11 protein-coding genes are annotated in these 15,177 nt (G+C 47.6%); 5 read left to right on the plus strand and 6 right to left on the minus strand.

Annotated features, from left to right (window positions below):
* Positions 1–147: 147 nt before the first annotated feature.
* The 3 genes from ACE3MZ_RS04430 to ACE3MZ_RS04440 all read left to right on the plus strand — a co-directional run bounded on the left by ACE3MZ_RS04430 (position 148) and on the right by ACE3MZ_RS04440 (position 4,286).
* Positions 148–2,646, plus strand: a complete 2,499-nt coding sequence (locus ACE3MZ_RS04430) for a rhamnogalacturonan lyase (protein WP_411345279.1) — start codon at positions 148–150, stop codon at positions 2,644–2,646.
* Positions 2,647–3,054: 408 nt separating this feature from the next.
* Positions 3,055–3,270 (plus strand): helix-turn-helix domain-containing protein, encoded by a 216-nt coding sequence (locus ACE3MZ_RS04435; RefSeq protein ID WP_411345280.1) that lies wholly within the window; start codon positions 3,055–3,057, stop codon positions 3,268–3,270.
* A 425-nt stretch (positions 3,271–3,695) separates the two neighbouring features.
* The gene (locus ACE3MZ_RS04440) at positions 3,696–4,286 is read left to right on the plus strand and encodes a GNAT family N-acetyltransferase (protein WP_411345281.1); all 591 of its coding nucleotides are present in this window, start codon (positions 3,696–3,698) and stop codon (positions 4,284–4,286) included.
* 531 nt (positions 4,287–4,817) lie between these two features.
* Here the strand turns inward: ACE3MZ_RS04440 and ACE3MZ_RS04445 are convergent.
* From ACE3MZ_RS04445 to ACE3MZ_RS04470, 6 genes are all read right to left on the minus strand, one after another.
* On the minus strand, positions 4,818–5,900 hold the full coding sequence (locus ACE3MZ_RS04445) for a glycoside hydrolase family 64 protein (RefSeq protein ID WP_411345282.1): 1,083 nt from the start codon (positions 5,898–5,900) through the stop codon (positions 4,818–4,820).
* Positions 5,901–6,126: 226 nt separating this feature from the next.
* Positions 6,127–6,921, minus strand: a complete 795-nt coding sequence (locus ACE3MZ_RS04450) for an ABC transporter permease (protein WP_411345283.1) — start codon at positions 6,919–6,921, stop codon at positions 6,127–6,129.
* 15 nt (positions 6,922–6,936) lie between these two features.
* Complete coding sequence (locus tag ACE3MZ_RS04455) at positions 6,937–7,791, minus strand: ABC transporter ATP-binding protein (protein ID WP_411345284.1); 855 nt, start codon at positions 7,789–7,791, stop codon at positions 6,937–6,939.
* Between the two features lie 242 nt (positions 7,792–8,033).
* Entirely contained in the window at positions 8,034–9,089 is a 1,056-nt protein-coding gene (locus ACE3MZ_RS04460; protein WP_411345285.1) for an ABC transporter substrate-binding protein, read from the minus strand.
* Positions 9,086–10,549 carry an aryl-sulfate sulfotransferase gene (locus tag ACE3MZ_RS04465; RefSeq protein WP_411345286.1) on the minus strand — a complete coding sequence of 488 codons (1,464 nt, stop codon included), beginning with the start codon at positions 10,547–10,549 and terminating at the stop codon, positions 9,086–9,088. The genes ACE3MZ_RS04460 and ACE3MZ_RS04465 overlap by 4 nt, the downstream gene beginning before the upstream one ends.
* Before the next feature lie 77 nt (positions 10,550–10,626).
* Positions 10,627–11,370, minus strand: coding sequence for a MarR family winged helix-turn-helix transcriptional regulator (locus ACE3MZ_RS04470; RefSeq protein WP_411345287.1), 744 nt, complete (start codon positions 11,368–11,370; stop codon positions 10,627–10,629).
* A 1,321-nt stretch (positions 11,371–12,691) separates the two neighbouring features.
* On the opposite strand from ACE3MZ_RS04470, the gene nrdI reads away from it, so the two are divergent.
* Entirely contained in the window at positions 12,692–13,060 is a 369-nt protein-coding gene (nrdI, locus tag ACE3MZ_RS04475) for a class Ib ribonucleoside-diphosphate reductase assembly flavoprotein NrdI (RefSeq protein ID WP_411345288.1), read from the plus strand.
* Complete coding sequence (nrdE, locus tag ACE3MZ_RS04480) at positions 13,047–15,131, plus strand: class 1b ribonucleoside-diphosphate reductase subunit alpha (protein ID WP_411345289.1); 2,085 nt, start codon at positions 13,047–13,049, stop codon at positions 15,129–15,131. Before nrdI ends, nrdE begins: the two co-directional genes overlap by 14 nt.
* Positions 15,132–15,177: the final 46 nt, after the last annotated feature.

Below are 15,177 nucleotides of genomic sequence, written 5' to 3' on the forward strand. Positions count from 1 at the left end.
AATGTAGAACGATCATCGAAACAGACGGGTATTTAAACAGTTCAATCTGATTTTTGAACACGTTAACATAAATGGAATTCTATAATAAAGAGGCAATCACAATATGTAAGCGTTATCAAAATCACGAATGAACAGGGAGTGAATCACGTGATCAAAAAGCAGTATGCTTTGACAACTCGCTTGCTGACTGTTGCACTGGGTATCGCACTTGTTGTACCAGCAGGTGGGGTTACCGCAGCAGATGACACAAGCGATGCAGCGCTGTCCGCTCATGGGCAAGGCAAGCAGCAGAAGGTACAGCTGGAATATCTGGATCGTGGATTGGTTGCTGCGCATACGACAGATGGTAATTTTCTCAGTTGGCGGCTGCTAGGTAATGAGGTGAATGGGTATTCCAAGACAGGGCTGACTGGAACGGATTTTGCCGTGTATCGGAATGGTCAGTTTGTGGCGGTAGTTAGTGACAGTACGAACTATCTGGATACAAAAGGGAAGGCACAGGATCGGTATCGTTTACTGGCGATTCCTGTTCGTTCGCATCCATCTGCTACAGCGACGGAATCGGTATATGAAGATGATGCCAATGCAGCATTATCCACGTCTACCGAGGTCACTTCTGCTACATACGGCATCTCATCTAGCAGTGGTCAAACGGTAGAACAGACGGCGGCAGCACATGGCGTCTCCGCTGCCAGCCTGCTCAAGCCGGACAAAAATAAGCTGAGCGCACCAGTTTCCGTTTGGAATGATACGTATTATGATCTGCCATTGCAAAAGCCGGCGGATGGTATCACGCCAGCAGGTGAAGTGTACAGTTATTCCGCCAATGATATGAGTGTGGGCGATGTGGATGATGACGGGGAATACGAATATTTTGTAAAGTGGTATCCGTCCAATGCGAAGGACGTATCGCAGAAAGGCTATACCGGCAATACGTATATTGATGCGTACCGACTGGATGGCACACTGCTGTATCGGATCGATCTAGGCGTGAATATTCGCTCGGGCGCGCACTATACTCAGTTTCTCGTGTATGACTTTGACGGCGATGGCAAAGCCGAGATGATGATGAAAACAGCGCCGGGTACGAAGATTACCCGTTATGGAGCACGCGGGAATGTCGTATCAGAGCGCTACATTTCGCTGCCGAAAGAAGATCGGCAAGCAGGATATGCCAATACCGACGATTACCGGATGAGCAGTGAGGACTATTACAATCATGTAGTGCAGATGTTTCAGGGCTGGAGTGAGCATCCTGAAGTGAAAAATGGGCATTGGCCGAAGACGCTGGAAGAGGCATTTGGCATAGCACCGAAGTATTCGTATCCGTTGTCGCTGGACGATGCAAAAGCGCTGGCAGATTATTTTATCGACGTGTATGCACCGTCACGAAGCACACGCAACGACCTGCGTGACTTTGAAGGCTTCATTGTAAGTGGACCGGAGTATTTGACAGTATTTGAAGGACGTACTGGCAAAGAAGAGCAGACCGTACGTTATGAGCCAGAGCGGTATGACGATGGACTCATGTGGGGTGATTATGCGATGAATCGGATTGAGCCGGGCAATCGGGTCGATCGTTTTCTCGCGACGGTCGCCTATGTCAATGGGAGAACGCCGTCTGCTGTATTTGCCCGTGGATACTACACACGAGCCGCGCTAGTTTCGTATAGCTGGGATGGCAAAAAGCTAAGCAAAGACTGGACTGCTGATACCGGCTGGGCGATTATGACCAATCCCTTCAACGACGGTCCGCATGGACGCGACGGTACTGATCCAGATCTGGGACCGCTCGCTGGGCAAGGCGCTCATTCATTGACTGCCGCGGATGTAGATGGAGATGGTAAGGACGAGATTGTATACGGCTCCGGTACGGTTGATCATGACGGTACATTGCTGTACAGTTCCAAAGATGTGATGCCAGCAGGCAGTGCGATTCCAGGTCAGATTGCCAAATTGGGACACGGCGATGCCCTGCATGTAGCAGATATCGATCCGAACCGACCGGGATTGGAAATCTACATGGTGCATGAAGCAGCGACATACGCGCCTTACGGGTATGCACTGCGCGATGCAGCAACGGGCAAAGTGATCTATGGCGCGTATACCGGCAAAGATACCGGTCGCGGCATGGTCGGCGACATCGATCCGTCCCGTCCGGGGCTGGAAACATGGGCAACCGATCTGCGTACCGCCGATGGCAGCCTAATCGGTAAGAGCTATCCGGGCACCAATATGAATATCAAATGGAGTCCGCAGCTAACTACCCAAATCGTTGACGGTTCGCAGGATGTTACACCATCGATTCAAGACTGGCAAAAAGGCACAGCACTGGTCGCGACCGGCACGCTGTCCAATAACGGAACAAAAGGCAATCCTTCGCTCGTAGCAGACATTTTCGGCGACTGGCGTGAAGAATTGCTGCTGCGTACAGCAGACAGTTCGGCAATCCGCATCTACCTGAGTACAGATGTGACGAACCACAAGCTGTATACGCTGATGCACGATGTGCAGTATCGCACCGGGATTGCACGTCAGAATACGACGTACAACCAGCCGAGCTATCCAAGCTTCTACTTTGCTTCAGATATGGACTGGTCGAAGGTGCCAGTGCCGAATTATACCGCGCCGGGTCGAGGGAAATAACGAAGAATAAGGTTGCAGCCAAGTGAGCTACTACTACAATCTCTCTTTTATGTAATATCGTCTTCTATTATAGTACTAAGGCATGTGAGCGATAGATTGCGTAGCATAGTAGAACATGAAAAGGAACGTATCTATAATGGATACGTTCCTTTTATTTGCAATTGTGAGTCGTTGAGCGCGCTTTGAAGAAGTGTGAGAGGTAAGCTTATTTTTGACTGAATAGAGTTTATTTCGCTGGACACTATATGTTTTCGTTGTTGACTAAAATAAGCATAATACATATTTTCGATTAATCCACTCATACATTCACCTCATCATTCCAGATTATGAATTCACTTTTTATGCGAAAAACGCATAAAAATAATATGCAGTTTTCGCATAAAATATGATGATTTATGGTGATGTGAAATGTACAAACGTATACGCGATTTGAGAGAAGATAAGGACCTGACTCAGCAGGAGATGGCGAATATGCTTCATACTACGCAGACGACATATTCTCGCTATGAACGCGGCGATCTTGATATTCCAACGGCAGTCCTGATCAAGCTTGCAAGGTTCCACAATGTGAGCATTGACTATCTGTTGAATGAAACCAATCATCCGCAAAGGTACGATTCTTAAATGACGATTAGATATACAGTGATGTAGACGCTCTACGACTTATAGTGGAGAATACACTTGCGATTCTGAACAGAATAAGCGTTCTTGCTATAAGTGAATGTAGGCGAGAGAACGAGGAGTGTATGACCAATTTGAAATGTGGTTAATCAAGTATAGGAGCTATAGGTTTATAGTCGGATTGTTTTATTTGTTTTTAGCCAACCGTTTGATAACAGTATCGATTGTGGATTCCCATGCTGGTCTGCGTTTACTGCTAAATGAGTAAGGAATGTATGTCTTATGTTGATGCAACGTTGCTTGGCACGAGCGTCGGTATTTTATTGGCTGTTATCTACTACGCCTATCCAACGAAAAAGTACGCAAAGCATAGAGATCCAAAGAGCAGCAAACATCCACTTATTTTATACGAAAAGGAGTCTACATCTATGACAAACAAGAAGCTTACTGAGCCAGAAACTGAATTCTCCACAACTATAAATACAGTGAAATCTAATTCCAATACATCTGCACAGGCACAATCTGAACACCAATATCCTGCTGTCACCACATATGAATATCGCAAACTGCATGCAATGCCAGAAACAGATATGCTCCAGCATATCGCTACGCTGCATGAATCTATATTTGCAGCCCGAGAAGATGACGGACTCATTCAAAAAATACATAATAATGTCACTATACCCGATATCAATAAGCTGCTAACGATCGTGGCACTGGATGAAGACAAAGTTATCGGCTACAAAATCGGCTATCCGTTAATGGAGGATCAGAATACGTTCTATAGCTGGCTTGGAGGTGTCGATCCCAATTATCGTAAGCAAGGCATCGCATCAATGCTAATGGACATGCAGCACAATCATCTGCGCCAGTCTGGATACCGCAAAGTTCAGACGAAAACAATGAATCGCTGGCGCAATATGCTGCTGCTGAATATTCAGTATGGCTTTGATATTGTAGATACATTTACCGATGCACGAGGGTCATTCAAGATTGTGCTGGAGAAGGATCTGGTATAGCTTTTAGGGGTACAGGTCATTATGGAGATGCAGGAAAGAATAGATTGATTATCTAGCATATATCTAGCACCGTAGGGATTTAGACAGCGAAGCACAATATATGTAATCCTAAAAGGCAAATCAGTACGCACTGGTTTGCCTTTTGCTGTATTCGTACATGCTTGCTAATAATAGAAGCAATTCCATAAATACAACAAGATCAGCTCGATATGTTCCTTAAAAAATCAGGACATTATATCGAGCTGGTTTACTACACCATACATAATCATTATTTTAAAAACCATCTGGAATATTCATGTTGACTCTACGTTTTTGTATTATTAAATATGTTGCAACTCGCACGTAACGGAGAAAAGGAAATACGGGAAAAGGACGACTTTGGAGGTGCGAGAATCTACATGCAATCCTAATCCGTAGATTCTCGTAGCTCCACCGGAGTCCGTTCCCGTATTCCTTTTCGGAGTGCTTGCTGCACAACCACCTCTTCAGTCATTTACATGCCAAACTTAAAAACTAGCAAACAATGAACATCTACCAGCCCACTCGAACAATCAACCCTTTCGGATCGCCCACCTCAAGATAAGCCGCCTGCTGATTATAATCATCATAAGCAAACCCATACGCCAGCCCGCCAATACTATGATCATGCCAGAACTTCGCGTAATAATTCGCCGGAGCCGCTTTGTAATACGCCGCTACATTGTTCCAATCCGCCTGATTGCTATACACATGCCGATTGATCGCCGAGCAAATGCCAGGTGATTCCTGCAACGCTCCATTACAGAGCAGAATCTCCTGCGTCGTATAATTCGCATAGCCGGCAAAATAATTCGCATTCGCCCCACCTGCTTTGAACGAACCGTGAATCGGCGCTACGATGCGGTACGGCGCTTGCACATCTGCCAGCCCTTTGAACGCGGTGGGTACTTCACTCTTATACTTGCTAAAAATACTCGCCCGTGTTTCCGATTCCTGTTCGCCCACGGTACGATCATAGTTGCCCGCACGATTCACCAGACGATGTTGCAGCGGAAAGCCGAATCCATCTACACGCGTCGTATTGCCATGATACCCGGAATCATTTACCGTAAACTCCACAAAATCAAAATACACATTCAGATTCGGATCGGACGGATTGTTAATATCCGGTCCAGCAAAGCCGTCGTTGTACGTTTTGATATAACAGGGAGAGCCAACGCAGATGAACATGCGACCAGAATCCATTTTCGGCAGACTCACCCATTCCTTCTGGGCGATTGTGCTGTAAATGTTGGCGTAATTGACACCATTTTTGGTCAGATGACCAGAAGCATCATTCAGCGCCGCAGAGATTGGGCGCAGCTCGCCAAAGCTGGTCAAGTAGCTCCATTGCTTGGTCGCCGGATTGATACCGAGAATGCCCCAGTACACCTGACTGTCCGAATAAGCGCCATTGGTTGCATTCAGCAGCTTGAAGGTCATCACGCCACTACCCGTTGGAGCGGGAATGGATGAAGCGGGAACCGAACCTACCGAAGGGGCAGCAGCAGAGACGTTACTCACAAGACCCGGTGAAGCAAAGCCTGCGATCACCAGCGCTGCGAGTAGAATACATTTGCCAATCCAATGAAACATCAAATTCCTCCTTTTTTGTATACGCTTTCATATTGCTTTTTTATTATACATTATATGGTATTTATTTAAAATTATAGAATTTGGAAAGATAATCCTGATCTATATGTCCGCTATGTACGATCACTCACGTCATTAGAAAATAAAAGGGAAGCAAGCAAAACCACAGCCTCGATCTTAGCAGGCTGCGGCACATAGAGGCACATACAGATGAAGAGATACATATTAGTTAAGCGCGGCGCACAGGGCTGGCATCGACCAGACCGTAACGAGATAGAAACAATCGCCCCAGCCATTGCACAATCCGATCTGTCGTAAAGCCCATGATGCCAAGGCAGATTAGCCCAACGAAGATCCAGTCGGTACGGAAGTACAGCCGTGCATTCCAGATCAGAAAGCCAACCCCTTCGTTGGCGGCGATCATTTCCGCCCCGATAATCGCCATATAGGATGTGCCCATTGCGAGCCGAATGCCGGTAAATATATAGGGCACCGCCGATGGAATCATCACATGCAGCAGAATTTGCCACTCCGACGCGCCCATACTGCGGGCGGCACGGATTTTATCCTCCTGCACCGCCAGTACGCCAGTCAGCGTATTCATCACCACAATGAATAGCGTTGCATATGTGATGAGCGCGATCTTGGACTGCTCACCGATGCCGAACCAGACGAGAAACAGCGTAATGAACGCAATCGGCGGGATAAAGCGGATAAAATGTAGCGCCGGTTCTGCGAAGATACGAATGATGCGCACTTTGCCAATGATTAGCCCGAGCGGGATGGCGATCAGACTGCCTAGCAGCCAGCCGCTAATCACCCGGTAAAAGCTGATCCCGATATACTGCCATAACGAGCCGTCCACTGCCAGCTCAACCGCGCCATTCCACGTTTCCAGCGGACCGGGTACAATCTCTGGACCATACTGCCATGCCGCTACCTGCCAGATCAATACCACCAATACGATCAGTAGCGGCACACTAATCCATTTTCGCGAAAGAAGATTCAATATATGAGTGGTCATCAGATCACCTGCCTGTTATTCATCAAAATGGGATTGGATATGCCGCAAATGTTCATAAAATTCCGGCAATGACGGATCGCGTGGATATTCCAGCGGAATATCGTACAGCTCAGCGATACGGGCAGAGGGACCTTCGGACATAATACCTACCCGCTGACCGAGCAGCACCGCCTCTTGAATATCATGCGTTACGAAAATAATCGTCTTACCCGTCTGCCGCCAGATGTTAACCAGCTCGCGCTGCATCGTCCGCCGAGTCATCGCATCCAGCGCACCAAACGGCTCATCCATTAGCAAAATATCCGAGTCATTGGTCAACACCCGCGCCAATTGCACGCGCTGCTTCATACCGCCGGACAATTCGCCCGGATACTTGTCTGCATGTGCTGATAATCCAACCATTTGCAAATAATGATCAGAAGTTTCCCGGCGCTGCGCGCGTGGTACTTTTTTCATTTTTAATCCGAACTCGACATTTTGCCGAACTGTGAGCCATGGAAATAAGGACGCATCTGCCTGCTGAAATACGACTGCCCGATCACTGCCGGGCTTGTCGATATCACGGTCGCCGATTTGCAGCGTACCGGACGATTTGGATATAAAACCAGCGATCATGTTGAGCAGCGTCGACTTACCACAGCCACTCGGACCGAGCAGGATAAAGCATTCCCCGCTGCGCACGGTCAGATCAATATGTTTGAGCACATAATGCACGTCACCGGCGCGAGGCGTATAACTTTTGTCCAGCTCACGGATCGTAATCGTACTACTGCCTGCTACAGAATCATTCGGCGGCACAGCCGCAGCAGACGAGATGGGGGCGGTAGGCGATGAAGCCGACAGCGTCTTACGAGAGAAGGGAAGGGGCATAATCGTTGAGCCTCCTTTGACGATAAAATAAGTTGAGCAAGCGTCGCATACATTTTGCAGTTGTTTGCTATCTGATCTGATATTGATATTCATGCTGGTGGTTTGTTGCACAAAATGTTGCTGTCTGTGTTACTTCGGTTCTGCTCCTTGTCTTACATCGTTGAATCGCTACTATTGCTTATTTTGTACATTGTTCTTGTTACTTGCTGTAGAGCCATCTTATTGTGTAGCGTACAGGCTTGTTATTGCTTTTTATAAGTTACCGAGTCCGGCAGTGCCTGCTCTAGGGCAGTCAGATTCAGCTTGTCATCCAGCTTGAAGTCGGCTTTGATCACGCCTGTGCGCACCATATATTCCTTTTGCTTTTCCAGACTTTCGTAGGCGGCTGGTGTGAAGCCCAGCTCCCACGCATTGGTTTTCAAATCCTCAAGCGTCGATTCACGCGGTTGCTTCACTTCTTTGTAGAGAATATCCGCCGTTTCCTCTGGATTCTCGTCGATGAACTGCTGCGCTTCGTTGATCGCAGTCAATAGCCCTTTGACCGCTTCGGGATGGTTTTGCAGCAGTTCATTCGGCGCGACCATGCCGGAAGCGAGCCGTAGACTCGTTTTGGACATATCACTCAGTTCATGCACACCGTCCAGCTTTTCAAACTTAGACAGCATGGCGGCATTGGTGACCCACGCAGCATCGATATCGCCCTTTTGTAGTGCTACATATGCTTCGTCAAACCCGCCTTGACCGATCTGCTCCACATCAGTAGCTGCCAGCCCATTTTCCGTTAGATACAGCTCCCACAGATACGGCAAAAAGGTTCCGCGTAAGAAGCTCACCTTTTTCCCTTTTAACTGAGACGGCTCGGTAATATCGGAGCGTGCGAACAATTTCCACTGGGCGGCATTTGCGTCCGTTCCTGTGCCAGTCGAGGCGATGATGGAGTACGCGCCTTTGCTGACTGCATTGAGCACAGGATAATCTGCGCCAAATGCGACATCCGATTGCTTGATGAAGAGTGAATTAATACCTTCTGCTGGTGTAGCGAATGTAATGATATTCGCATCAATTCCTTGTTTATCGAAGAATCCTTTTGTTTTGGCGATACGGAATACAGGATTGGATAGTGTATCCGCGATATTCAGTGTCAGCTTGCCATCAGCGCTCACCTGCTGCGACCCATTGGAGCCGGGTGCACAACCTGCGAGTAATGGTAACATGAGCAGGAGCAGGGATAGCGTGACAGACCAGCCTTTGAATCCAGCACGTCGACGGCGGAGCGAAGAGAAGAGAGAGATGATCATGCCTCCGCCTCCCCAGTACGCGGACGTTCGTTAATATCCGCGACGCAGAATGCGCCATCTCCATATTCCTGCGTACCCGCAACAGCTACCACATCTTCCTCCAGCCGTCCCGCAGGTGCTGCACCTGGTACTCGGAAGGTTGCTACATCCAGTCGTTCAATAGGCTGTTCTACTGGCAGCTGTAATTGCGGAATCCATTCATATGGAACTCTGTAGGCTCGATACACCATATTGGAATTGCGTTTATTTTTGTAAGGGGAGATGTATTCCCATACCAGTTCATGCTGTGCAGTCACTTCCAGAATGCGCCCGTCCGCGCCTTCGGTGATCAGCGTATTGCCATTTGCCAGACGCTGTGCCGAACTAATATACGGGCTGTAAAATTGATACGAATCGAGCGGCGCAGTAAAGCCTGCCTCGGTCGGTGTAAACTGCCATTCAATTTCCAATGTGACCGGATTGATCTCCAGTACACGCGAATAATCACGTAACGCATGTTTGACCCCGTCTGGTGACGATGGATTGGGTTCGCCATAACCGCCCCAGCCGCCGTTATCGAAGACGAGCAGATTGCCTTCACCCGGCAATCCTTTCGGGATGATATGGGCGTGATGCTGTCCGATAATCCAGCCGATATGCTCCAGTTCTGGTGATGAATAATCCGGTCCAAGTTGCCAGACGATCTTGCCTGTCGCTTTGTCGATAATGGCAATAATATTCGTCTCCCGCGCATCCCAGATAATATTGTTTGGGTGGAAGCGCTCATCTCCGGCATCGTAAAATTTGTTCGGTCCAACGAGCGACATCGAATTGATATGCATCCAGTCACCTGCTCCGGAAGCTTCGCCAAAATAGCGCGTATTCGGATCACGGTACAACGTTTCCCGTGCCGCTGCATCAAAGCCCAATTCCTCAAAATGCTCACTGCACACCCATTCCCACACAATGTTGCCCTGTGCATCCACCTCGATAATAGCGTCGTCCAGTAGTTCCTTATCGGAGATGTCGGGATGATGTACATTTTTATGGACAAGGATCAGCGTATTGCCGCCTTCGGTCTTCGGCTCCTGACCGGGCGAGTAGTAGCCAACCGGGCTGCCTTCGCGCTGATAGTCATGGTGGGCGCGTGCCATCCATTGCGGTTCATTGTCTGGGTCTTCGATATACTCATAACCGTTGAAGCGCCAAACGATATTGCCATCCCAATCCACCTGTACTAGATCCGCCTCATCCTGAAACGAATATCGTGGATCGCGTTGAGCCGTACTGCCAAGCACATGACCACCGGGCAAAATTTTGTTCGGAAAGCCGCGTAACCCCTGCCACAGCCGCACTTCGCGTCCGCTCATATCAATCAAGAGCGCCCCTGTATCCGCCGCCTGATAAATCGTGTACCCACTTGCCGCTTTGTCCGGGTTGTACAACGTCGTGCCTGTTGGATAAATGCTAGGATGTCCCATAATGCAATCTCTCCTTTAAAGGTCAATGTGTAAGCATCGTTAGGAAAATAACGTAACAGCTACCAAAGCTATATTGCTCAATAACTGAGAAAACGAGGTTTCGTCTTCGGTGTCTTGCGCTTATCCGGCGTGTGCGATTGATCCTGCTGCGTTGTCGCTTCATGCGAAGGAGGTGTCGTTTGGTCTGCTGCATCTGGCTGTTGCTGATCCGGTGTCGCTGTATAGTTGCCAGTACCAGCTGTATCTTTTCCAGTTGGATGAGAACTTGCTGCCTGCGTCGATCCCGTCTGTGCTACCGAAGCGGACATAGATGCCACTTCTGCCACTTGTGTGTCTACTTCGTCCTGCTGACCATTGGCTGCTGCCAGCTCCAGAATCGCTTGTGAAAAGCCATTCAGTCGCTCGGTCATCTCACGGTACCGCGTAATCTGCTGTTGCAGCTCCTCCTGACTATGTTCGCCAAAGAGGAGCGTCGTACACGCCGCACCGATATTGCGATGTCGTTCATAGAAGGTGCGACCTTGCTCCGTTACCGTCAGTAGCACCGTACGACGATCTTCCGGCAATCGTCGACGAATCGCGAGTTGCCGTTTCTCCAGCTTGTCACTTACCGCTGTAATCGCCCCGGACGTAAAATCCAGCTCCTCCGCCAGATCGCCAAGCCGCTGCTCACCATCTTCAATAATCTTGTGCAAAATAAACATTCCCGGTAGCGTAATGCCATCAATCGTAATCCGATCACGCTCCTTCACAAACTTGCGTACCATTTTGCGGAAATACCAATCCGCCTCCGCCAGCAATTCAAAATCCGATTGTGTCATGACGAGATATCCTCCTATATATTGATCGCTAACGAACATCCGTAGTAGATGGAGTAGAGCCTGATTGGAGATTGTACAAGTACAGCAATAACAAAGTGGATACCATTCAACAATAATTAAATGAACGTTAAACAAATGAATATTAAAATAATGAGTCATGAAGGATTGAACACAGTGTATGATCAATTATTCCGGGTTGTAAAGTAGGCTTTAAGTGAAGACAGTACCTTGTACCGTACTCATAAAAATAATCTATACATCGATCCAACCGTATACCGCCTACCTTCGCGCACTTAGTACAGCACCAAAATAAACACATAACAAACATCCTATCAAATATTTTGATTCAAGTGTTTGCGCCCTCCAAACACGAGGTTCAATGAAAAAGTGATTTTTGCGAGAGCAAAATATCTTACTGCTCAAGTGTTTGCGCCCTCCAAACACGGGGTTCAATAAAAAGTGATTTTTGCGCAAGCAAAATATCTTACTGCTCAAGTGTTTGCGCCCTCCAAACACAGGGTTCAATAAAAAGTGATTTTTGCGCAAGCAAAATATCCTACCTAATACCAGTGTTTGCGCTCGCAATCCTACAATCATGACTTCTATAGAAGAAACGTGACTCGCCATGCTGACTTCTCAGTATCCTATTCACAAATACAACACCTCTCATCGCAAAATGATTGTTTTCATCCTCATCATTTCAAGACAAGCTTCTGAATCCGCTCCCAAATGGCGGTACATTAACAAATCTGCAATTGCAACATTCGCACCGATATGACATCAAGAAATCAAAAAGATTGTTGCAAGCTTTTTCAATTATGAACTTTCTTAAAATGAGGTAAATTTCATTTGCTTTTTTAGATCGAAAGCAGTAAAGTTTTATACTTGAGTGTCCAAAAATGTTATCGTTCCGACTACGTTTCTTGTTTTGGAAATGATAGACAAAACGGTGGAAGGAACAAACCATATATAGTATGTCAAGCAGTTTATTTTTTTGACGACATACCGGCAGTCACAACGATGCATATGTGCTGAATAGTTCTTGTTTTTAAAGGGAAAAGTGCTGCAAATCATCACGTGAGCACTTACGTTTCGTGCTTTCGTACGCTATTGACAACACAATATATAGGGTATACACTCAAAAACATCTCCCATATATTGATGAACGGATGTTTTAGGGGACAATATATGGGTAATGCTTTGTAAGAGCGGCTGACACAGTGGGGAATCAGCAATTCAGCGGGTTGTTACCGGTGATGAGGAAGCTGAGCTGTACAGCACACCTATACTACATATTGAGTTGAAAAGGAGATGTCATCCCATGCTGATTGCGTACGATTCCAAGACGGGCAATGTACGGCGGTTTATCGGAAAATTGAAACATGCATCAGTGCAGGCGGTACAGATTGAAGAAGCGCTGCAACTGAATGAACCTTTTGTATTGGTCACCTACACGACTGGCTTCGGTCAGATTCCGGAACGGGTGACTCATTTTCTGGAAAGAAACCATAACCGTATGCTCGGCGTAGCAGCGAGCGGCAATCGCAACTGGGGTGACAACTTTGGCAAAAGCGCTGATCTGATCTCAGCACTTTACAACGTTCCCATCGTATACAAATTTGAACTGTCCGGCACGACAGGAGATGCACAACGATTCGTACAGGAGGTAGAAAAAATTGCGGCATATTGAATTGAACAACCTATTGATGCAACGCGACGATAACGGTTTTTTCCGTTTGGATAAAGATAAAGAAGCGGTTCTGGAATATATGAAGGAAGTTGACGAGAAGAGCATGAGCTTCGCGGACACAACGTCCAAAGTACGCTACATGATCGACAACGACTATTATGAGGATATGTACCTCCACTATGGTGCACAAGATGTAGAAGAGGTGTACGAGATTACACACAGCTACAACTTCCAATTTCCTTCCTATATGGCAGCCTCCAAATTCTACAAAGACTATGCGGTAAAAACGAACGATCGCGCACAATATCTGGAGCATTATGCAGATCGTGTCGCTGTAGTCGCTCTGCATCTCGGTCGCGGTAACGCTGACAACGCCAAGACGCTGGCACGTTCTATGATGGAGCAGCGTCTGCAACCGGCAACCCCGACATTCCTGAATGCTGGGAAAAGCCGTCGCGGTGAGATGGTATCGTGCTTCCTGCTGGAAATGGACGATTCCCTCAATTCGATCAACTATGTACTGAATACATGCATGCAGCTGTCCAAAATCGGCGGCGGTGTAGCGGTCAACCTCTCCAAGCTGCGCGGACGCGGTGAGCCGATCAAAGGCGTGGAAGGTGCAGCCAAAGGCATCATGCCAGTACTGAAGCTGATGGAAGATGCGTTCTCCTATGCCGATCAAATGGGTCAACGTAAAGGCTCCGGTGCTGCATACTACAACATCTTCGGCTGGGATATCCTAGAGTTCCTCGATAGCAAAAAGATCAACGCCGACGAGCGTACGCGTCTGAAAACACTGTCGATCGGACTGATCGTGCCTAACCGTTTCTACAAACTGGCGGCGGACAACGAACTGCTGCACGTATTCGCTCCATATAGCGTATACAAAGCATACGGCAAACATCTGGACGACATGAACATCGACGAGATGTACGATACACTGCTGGCAGATGATCGTGTGAAAAAGAAAGTCATCATGAGCGCACGCGACATGCTGACTAAGATTGCAAGTATCCAGCTGGAATCCGGCTATCCTTATATTATGAACAAAAGTAACGCCAACAAATTCCACGCGCTGAACAGTATCGGTTCGGTGAAAATGTCCAACCTGTGCACCGAGATTTTCCAATTGCAGGAGACAACCGAAATTAAAGATTATGGCGTAGACGACATCATCCGCCGCGATATTAGCTGTAACCTCGGTTCCCTGAATATCGTTAACGTGATGGAGCTAGGCAAAATCCGCGAATCCGTACACGAAGGCATCATGGGTCTGACCGCTGTCAGCGATATGACCAACATTGCGAATGCACCGGGCGTAGCCAAAGCAAACCGTGAGATGCGTTCCGTCGGTCTTGGCGTCATGAACCTGCATGGCTATCTGGCGAAGAACAAAATCGCTTATGAAAGTGACGAAGCCAAAGATTTCGTTCGTACATTCTTCATGATGATGAACTTCTACTCGCTGGAGAAAAGTATGGAGATCGCGCGCGAAGCCGGTCAAACGTTCATGGACTTCGAGAAATCCGACTATGCTAGCGGCGTCTACTTCGACCGTTACCTGTCTACTGACTACCGTCCAACGACAGCACGCGTACAACAATTGTTCGGTAGCATGACCATCCCTACACCAGCTGACTGGCAAAACCTGAAAGCTGATGTAATGAAACACGGTCTGTACCATGCGTACCGTCTGGCAATTGCGCCGACCGCAAGCATTTCGTACATCCAAAATGCGACTTCCAGCGTAATGCCAATCGTTGAACAAATTGAGACTCGTACGTATGCGAACTCGACAACGTACTACCCAATGCCGTATATGCAGCAAGATAACTTCTTCTATTACAAATCCGCGTATCAGATGGATCAGTTCAAAGTACTGGATCTGATTGCGGAAGTTCAGCAGCATGTGGATCAAGGTATTTCGACCGTTCTGCACGTAAGCAGTGACGTAACGACACGCCAGCTGGCACGTTACTACCTGTATGCCGCGCAAAAAGGTCTGAAATCTCTGTACTACACACGTACGAAGCGTCTGACTGTAGAAGAGTGCATTAGCTGCTCGATCTAATCTATGAATGAGTAATTCGCCGGTAGGATAGGCAACAAGATACCCA

Source organism: Paenibacillus sp. WLX1005 (assembly GCF_046603685.1).
Classification (GTDB): Bacteria; Bacillota; Bacilli; order Paenibacillales; family Paenibacillaceae; genus Saccharibacillus.